Annotated in this window: 6 protein-coding genes; 3 read left to right on the forward strand and 3 right to left on the reverse strand. The window is 39.5% G+C overall.

Annotated elements, in window-relative coordinates; translation table 11 throughout:
- Positions 1 to 238: 238 nt before the first annotated feature.
- Positions 239 to 1111: a diacylglycerol/lipid kinase family protein gene (locus B2R65_RS07415; protein ID WP_286741779.1), complete on the forward strand. Its 873-nt coding sequence runs from the start codon at positions 239 to 241 to the stop codon at positions 1109 to 1111.
- Positions 1112 to 1147: 36 nt separating this feature from the next.
- On the opposite strand, the gene B2R65_RS07420 is transcribed toward B2R65_RS07415, so the two are convergent.
- Entirely contained in the window at positions 1148 to 2077 is a 930-nt protein-coding gene (locus tag B2R65_RS07420; protein ID WP_286741780.1) for a DMT family transporter, read from the reverse strand.
- A gap of 106 nt (positions 2078 to 2183) precedes the next feature.
- Here B2R65_RS07420 and B2R65_RS07425 point away from each other — a divergent pair, with 106 nt between their 5' ends.
- Positions 2184 to 3626 (forward strand): aminotransferase-like domain-containing protein, encoded by a 1443-nt coding sequence (locus B2R65_RS07425; protein ID WP_286741781.1) that lies wholly within the window; start codon positions 2184 to 2186, stop codon positions 3624 to 3626.
- Positions 3627 to 3684: 58 nt separating this feature from the next.
- Here the strand turns inward: B2R65_RS07425 and B2R65_RS07430 are convergent, their stop codons facing one another.
- Positions 3685 to 4479, reverse strand: coding sequence for a YggN family protein (locus tag B2R65_RS07430; RefSeq protein WP_004589021.1), 795 nt, complete (start codon positions 4477 to 4479; stop codon positions 3685 to 3687).
- A gap of 381 nt (positions 4480 to 4860) precedes the next feature.
- Here B2R65_RS07430 and B2R65_RS07435 point away from each other — a divergent pair, with 381 nt between their 5' ends.
- Positions 4861 to 5046, forward strand: coding sequence for a PA3496 family putative envelope integrity protein (locus tag B2R65_RS07435; protein WP_004589020.1), 186 nt, complete (start codon positions 4861 to 4863; stop codon positions 5044 to 5046).
- Positions 5047 to 5154: 108 nt separating this feature from the next.
- Here B2R65_RS07435 and B2R65_RS07440 read toward each other — a convergent pair whose 3' ends face one another.
- Positions 5155 to 5649, reverse strand: a complete 495-nt coding sequence (locus B2R65_RS07440) for a glutathione peroxidase (RefSeq protein WP_286741782.1) — start codon at positions 5647 to 5649, stop codon at positions 5155 to 5157.
- Positions 5650 to 5901: the final 252 nt, after the last annotated feature.

Consider the following 5901-nt stretch of genomic DNA (forward strand, 5'->3'; position numbering starts at 1 on the left):
ATTAGTTATTTTTATCTGAATTTGCATTGTTTTGTTTTTAATTAAAACTACTAAGTGCACATTTTGCATAGTTATTTAATCAGGGGAGTTAGGTTTTGATTTGTTTTATAAGTATTTTTTGTATTTGTTAATGTTTTTAGTAAATTTTTACGCACTTTTATGATTAATTATTCAGATAAATTAATTTTAACTTAATTCTTATTTATGCTGGTGTACTGGCTAATAGGAGATAAATTACTTGCAGTTGTTAATAATAGTTAAACCGAGCGTAAAAAGTGTGGTGTTAGATCACCTCGATTGGCTTAAAAAAACATGCCAGAAGAAAAATATTCTCTATATTACGGTTAAAACGACAGGTAATTTTGAGTACGACTTAGCAAACGTTAAATTGAATGCACAAAAAAGCCAAATAGCAGTGGTTATTGGAGGCGATGGCACGCTTAATTTGGCACTTAATGGTGTGATTGACAGTGCATGTAGTTTGGCAATATTACCTTGTGGTACGGGCAACGATTTTGCCCGTCGCTTTCATTGCACTGCTAAACAGTGGCAAAACGCTATTTTTAATGCCCCCACACACTTAATTGATGTAGGTAAAATTAATACTCGTTACTTTATTAATGTGGCTGGTGTTGGTTTTGATGCTCATGTAATTAAGCAGTTGGGTCATTTACAAAGCATGTCAGCTTGGCGCTATAAGTGGACGAGTTTAAAATCGCTCTTTACTTACAAAGCAAGCACACTAAGTGGAGCATTTTTAAATAAGCAATGTAGCTATCAAAATTTAATAACTGTATTTGCGAACTCTCAGTATTTTGGTGGCGGCATTAAAATAGCACCTAGGGCTAAAATTGATGATGGACTGCTTGATTGCTACCAAATGCAAGCGGGTAGTCTTGTTGATCATTTATATAGCTTTATTAAATTAATTTTTAAGCGCCACCATACTTTAAAAAAGCTTACTTATAGCCAACTCAAACAGGCGCATATTAATACTAGAGATTTATTAATTGAGGCCGATGGCGAGCTAGTAGGTGTTACGCCCGCGGTTATTGCTATCCAGGAGCAGGCTATTAATTTTCATATACCAATAAAAAAGCGCCTACAGTAGGGTAGGCGCTTTTGTGTTAGTGCGTTAAAAACGCCTCTAACTGGGGACGGAGCCATTTTTAGCAACGCTGCGGCTTGCTAAAAAGGCGTTAATTCTTTTTGTGGGGGTAAGTACAATTGCATTACCCAGTAGTACTAAACTAAAGCCGGCAAAGGTGTTTGCATGCCATTCAAAGCCTTCAAAAAAGCTGCTTAATGCAACGGCCACTAGCGGAAACAGCACTATGGCGTAGCTTGCTTTTTCAGGGCCAATGTTTTTTAACAAGGCAAAATAGCAGCCAAATGCAATCACAGTGCCAAAAACCGATAAATACAATAGCGACAGCGAATAGCTGGTAGGGGCACTAAAACTGACCGTTATACCATTTATTAATACATAAACGGCTAAACCTACTGCGCTATATAACATGCCCCATGCGTTACCCTGCAGCACACCTATTTGATGATTAGAATTACGTACACTAATCATATTGCCCAATGAAGCCACAAAGGTACCCCCAAGGGCAAGTAGTAACCCGACCAACGCCCCATTACTCAAGTCGAATTGCAGTAAATGCGGCCAAAACAGACAAATAATACCCACCACGCCGATTAGCGCGCCGCAGTAAATACGTTTGGCAATGGGCTTTGCAAAAAATAAACGGGTGTTGACTATGTTCATTATTAGCAACATTGAAAATGCAATAGAGGCCATTGCCGATGAGAGGTAGTTTTGTGCCCAATACAAAAGCAAATAATTTAAGCCAAAGTTAGAAATGGCCAATAAAGCAAAAAAGCCATGATCGACTAACGAAAATCGCATATTAGGCTTTTTGTAGGCCACAAATAGCCACATACATGCAGCTGCTATGGCAAAGCGATAAAACAAAGAAAGCTCCACAGCAATATCGCCTAGCTGAAACGAAATCGCGAGCCACGTAGAGCCCCAAATTAACACTGTTGTGAGATATAGCGCTGCGCTTTTCATGGCAAACCTCTAAAAAAACCGATTGAGTGGTTATTTTAGAGTCTATCTGTATACTTACCATATACAGAAAAGTATAAATGTAACCTATACAGATTTGAGGCGAGATATGCAGCCAGCTGCCAATAAGCAAAAAGCCGAGTTTTTATATCAACAAGTTATTGAGCTAATTAAAGACATGCAAGCACAAAAGGTGTTACTACCTGGGGAAAAGCTTCCTTCGCTTCGTAAAATGGCCAGTAACTTAAATATTAGCATTCCGACGGTTAAGCAAGCGTATCAAGCGTTAGAAGATCAAGGGTTAGTAGAGGCACGTGAAAAATCGGGCTACTTTTTAACGGTGCTTAATACAGTTTACAGTTTGCCAAAGCGTGTAAAACTAAGCCGTGAGCCTGTCACTGTAAATAAACAAGCATTAATAGAGCAGGTATACAGCGCTATTCATCAACCTAATATAATTGCCTTTGGTATTGCCAATCCCGTTGCTGCAGCGCCTACCGATAAAGCTTTAGCCCGTACCATGCGCCGGGTTATGACAATTGCTGGGGCGAGTGTTATTAATTATGGCCCTATTGATGGTTTTGCTGCGCTTAAAAAGCAATTAGTGCATAGATACTTAGGCTTTGGTATTGGTGTAAATATAGATGAACTGGTGATCACCAATGGCGCGCAAGAGGCGCTGGCTATCGCACTTAAGTGTGTTACTAAGCCCGGCGATGTGGTTGCAATTGAAACCCCGTGTTATCACGGCATTATTGAACTAATAGAGAGCTTAGGATTAAAGGCGCTTGAAATCCCGCTATGCCCCGACAATGGTATTTGGCTTAACGACCTAGCTCAAGCGCTTGAACAACATGATATAAAAGCATGCTTGTTTTCGACCGCAATAAATAACCCGGTTGGCAGCTTTATGAGCGATGAAAGCCGCATGCAAATGGTGGACTTAATAGAGTCACATAATGTTGTTCTTATAGAAGATGATGTGTACGGTGATCTGCACTTTACTGCCAAGCGTGGCACGCCCGCTTTAGCGTATTCAAAAAAGGGGCTTGTGATCAGTTGCGCCTCGTTTTCAAAAACGGCTGCACCAAGTTATCGAGTAGGTTGGTTAATAGCAGGCAAGTTTGCTGGACAAGCGCGCCGCCATAAGCGTGCATTAAGTTGCTCTGCCTCACTAATAAATCAGTGGACGCTTTCTGAGTTTATTGCCAGTGGTGAGTATGACCGTAATTTAAAAGTACTTAGGCAGCGCTTACGTAATAACAAAGAGCGCATGCGGTGGTGCTTATTAAACGCGATGCCTAAAAATACGCGTATTAGTGACCCTAAAGGTGGGTGTGTTATTTGGCTTGATTTAGGCCAAGGGGTAGACAGTCAAAAGTTATTTTTACTGGCGCTAGAAGCTGGTATTAGCATAACCCCCGGACTTATTTTTTCAGCAAGTAATAAGTATAAAAGCTGTATTAGGCTAAGTTACGGGGTGCAGTGGAGCGAAAAAATAGAGCAGGCTATTACCACGTTAGGAGCGTTGGCTCACACGCTAAAAGAATAAAAAAGCAGCACCTAATATACAAGTGCTGCTAAAGGGATGTTAAATACGGTGCGGTGTATTAATTTTGTTTAATGGTAAATAACTCGTAGCCTTTTAGCTGGGGTAACTGCGCTACTAATTGCTCTTCTTGCTGTGCTATGTTGGCAAAGCTGTCGCATAAAGAGTTGGCACGCTTTTCAAGCGCACTGGCATGCAGCTCTACTTTTTCTTCTATTTGCGCGCCCATATTTTCCATGCGTTGCTCAAATGCATCCATATCTCCACCCGAACCAAGCAGCTCAGAGCCTAAAGCAACTAAAATACTGCCCATTGATTGCATAACGGCAGACTCAACCACGGTTTCTATTTGCTCCTCAAATTGGTGTTCAAAGTTTTCACCAAATTGATTAAAGCTTTGTTGGCCCATTACAAACGTACCTTGTTGATAAAAGGTGTTTTCTACTTCAAGTCTTATATCGTCCATCAGGCCAGACAAGTCATCAAGGCCATCAATATTAAATGCGTTGGCTACTTCCTCTAATGCTACACCGGCTATTTTTACTCCGTCTAGGGCAATATTAGCGACCTCAGGTAGCTGCGTACGTAAGTTGTCAGAATACTGGGTAAGCGCTTGGCGCTGTTCGCTGTTAATGGATACTTGTTCGCCATTTATAGTTAAGTTGCCATTGCTGTTAAAGCGCATGAATTGATTAGATGCGGTAAAAATTTCTAATTCGCTAGGTTTAATGCGTACATCGTTTTTAAACTCTACATTACACTGCTCATTGCTAAACGAAATGCCCGCATTGTTATCGTTATGTGCCATTGCAGCGGGTGTACAAATTAAAGCGCTTACTAATAGTAAATTTTTCATGTTTATTCTCTAATAATTGTTGATGACAGCTAAGTATTAACAAGTTTGGTGCCATTATTTATTTTTATTTTAAAACAGAAGGTTATGAAATTTGTGTGTTTTTAATGATTTTTAATTTTGATAAATAAACTACTTTTTAGTCAAAAACACTAAAAATAAATAAATGATAAATTTTATTTGTCGAAACGATAAAAAACTCTCACTTTCCACTTTCTTAATTTAGCGCTATTTATTCACAATATTGACATGAAGGCTATTTACGATAGTCACGTGGCTTTATTTTGGTGCTAATTTGTTCGTATTTTAGCGCTAAACATTTTTTTAATTTACCAAGTGCAGGAATAAACCTGAGTTGGTCTCAAACACTTTATGGAGTGGGTTGTGGGTAAGACATTTAGTTACGATGCGCTAGATGATGATTTTGTTGAAGACGAGTACGAAATGGTCGGGCGTAATCAGCATGACAAAAAAAAGCAAAAGGTGAAAAAGAAGTTGGAAGATTACCTTGAGCAAAAACGTTTGCGTAAAAATCTAGGTGAAGACGACTTAAACGATTACATAGACTAAATTGTGCTAGTTAAAATAATGCGCCTTTTTATTAGGGTTTGAATGTGCGTTTACGCATGTTTAAAGGCTAAATATTGGCAATAAAGAGGCTTTATGCCTCTTTATTACTTATTGTGCACTTAATTTAGCGAGTGCTTGTTGAATAGTGGTTTCTAGCTTTTCTGGTTTTGTAAAAGGCGCATAGCGCTTGATAGGTGTGCCATCGGGCGCTATCAAAAATTTAGTGAAGTTCCACTTTATTTTTCGTGTCAAAAAGCCGGGTAAGGCCGATTTTAAATACCTAAATACAGGGTGGGCGTGACGACCGTTTACATCCACCTTAGCGGCCATTAAAAAGCTTACCCCGTAATTAATTAAACAGCCTTGTTGTATTTGCGTTGCGTCGCCTGGCTCTTGCTGACCAAATTGATTACATGGAAAACCAATAATAACCAATCCGTTTTTCGCGTACTTACTATGAAGAGTTTGTAGCGACTCGTACTGCTTAGTAAAACCACACTCACTTGCGGTATTAACAATAAGCACAACCTTGCCTTCAAAGTCGCTAAAATTAATTGTTTTACCGTTTAACGCAGTAGCCGTTAATTGATGAAATTCATGCATGATGGATGCTTTTTTATTGTTGTTAGCTACATTCTACCCGCTGTAGCGCGTTACTAAAAGTATAAAATTTAGGCGTGTTAATACCGCGCTTAACTATGCGCTAATGGGTTGGCTGTTATTTAGGGCGTGTTGAACTTTGCGGATTGAAATTTGTTCAACCTAGGGACGATCAAATCGCGGCGCGAGGTTTGTAACCTAGTGGGCTAAGTAAAAACCGAGCAACAAAGAGTTTATCGCCCCTAGGCAGAACCC

It is taken from the genome of Pseudoalteromonas sp. UBA2102 (genome assembly GCF_002331165.1).
Lineage (GTDB): Bacteria > Pseudomonadota > Gammaproteobacteria > Enterobacterales > Alteromonadaceae > Pseudoalteromonas > Pseudoalteromonas atlantica.

Bases quoted from the DNA above. Each gene is read 5' to 3' on its own strand.
- B2R65_RS07420 (WP_286741780.1), bottom strand. From the start codon at position 2,077: ATGAAAAGCGCAGCGCTATATCTCACAACAGTGTTAATTTGGGGCTCT.
- B2R65_RS07440 (WP_286741782.1), bottom strand. From the start codon at position 5,649: ATGCATGAATTTCATCAATTAACGGCTACTGCGTTAAACGGTAAAACA.
- B2R65_RS07425 (WP_286741781.1), top strand. From the start codon at position 2,184: ATGCAGCCAGCTGCCAATAAGCAAAAAGCCGAGTTTTTATATCAACAA.
- B2R65_RS07430 (WP_004589021.1), bottom strand. From the start codon at position 4,479: ATGAAAAATTTACTATTAGTAAGCGCTTTAATTTGTACACCCGCTGCA.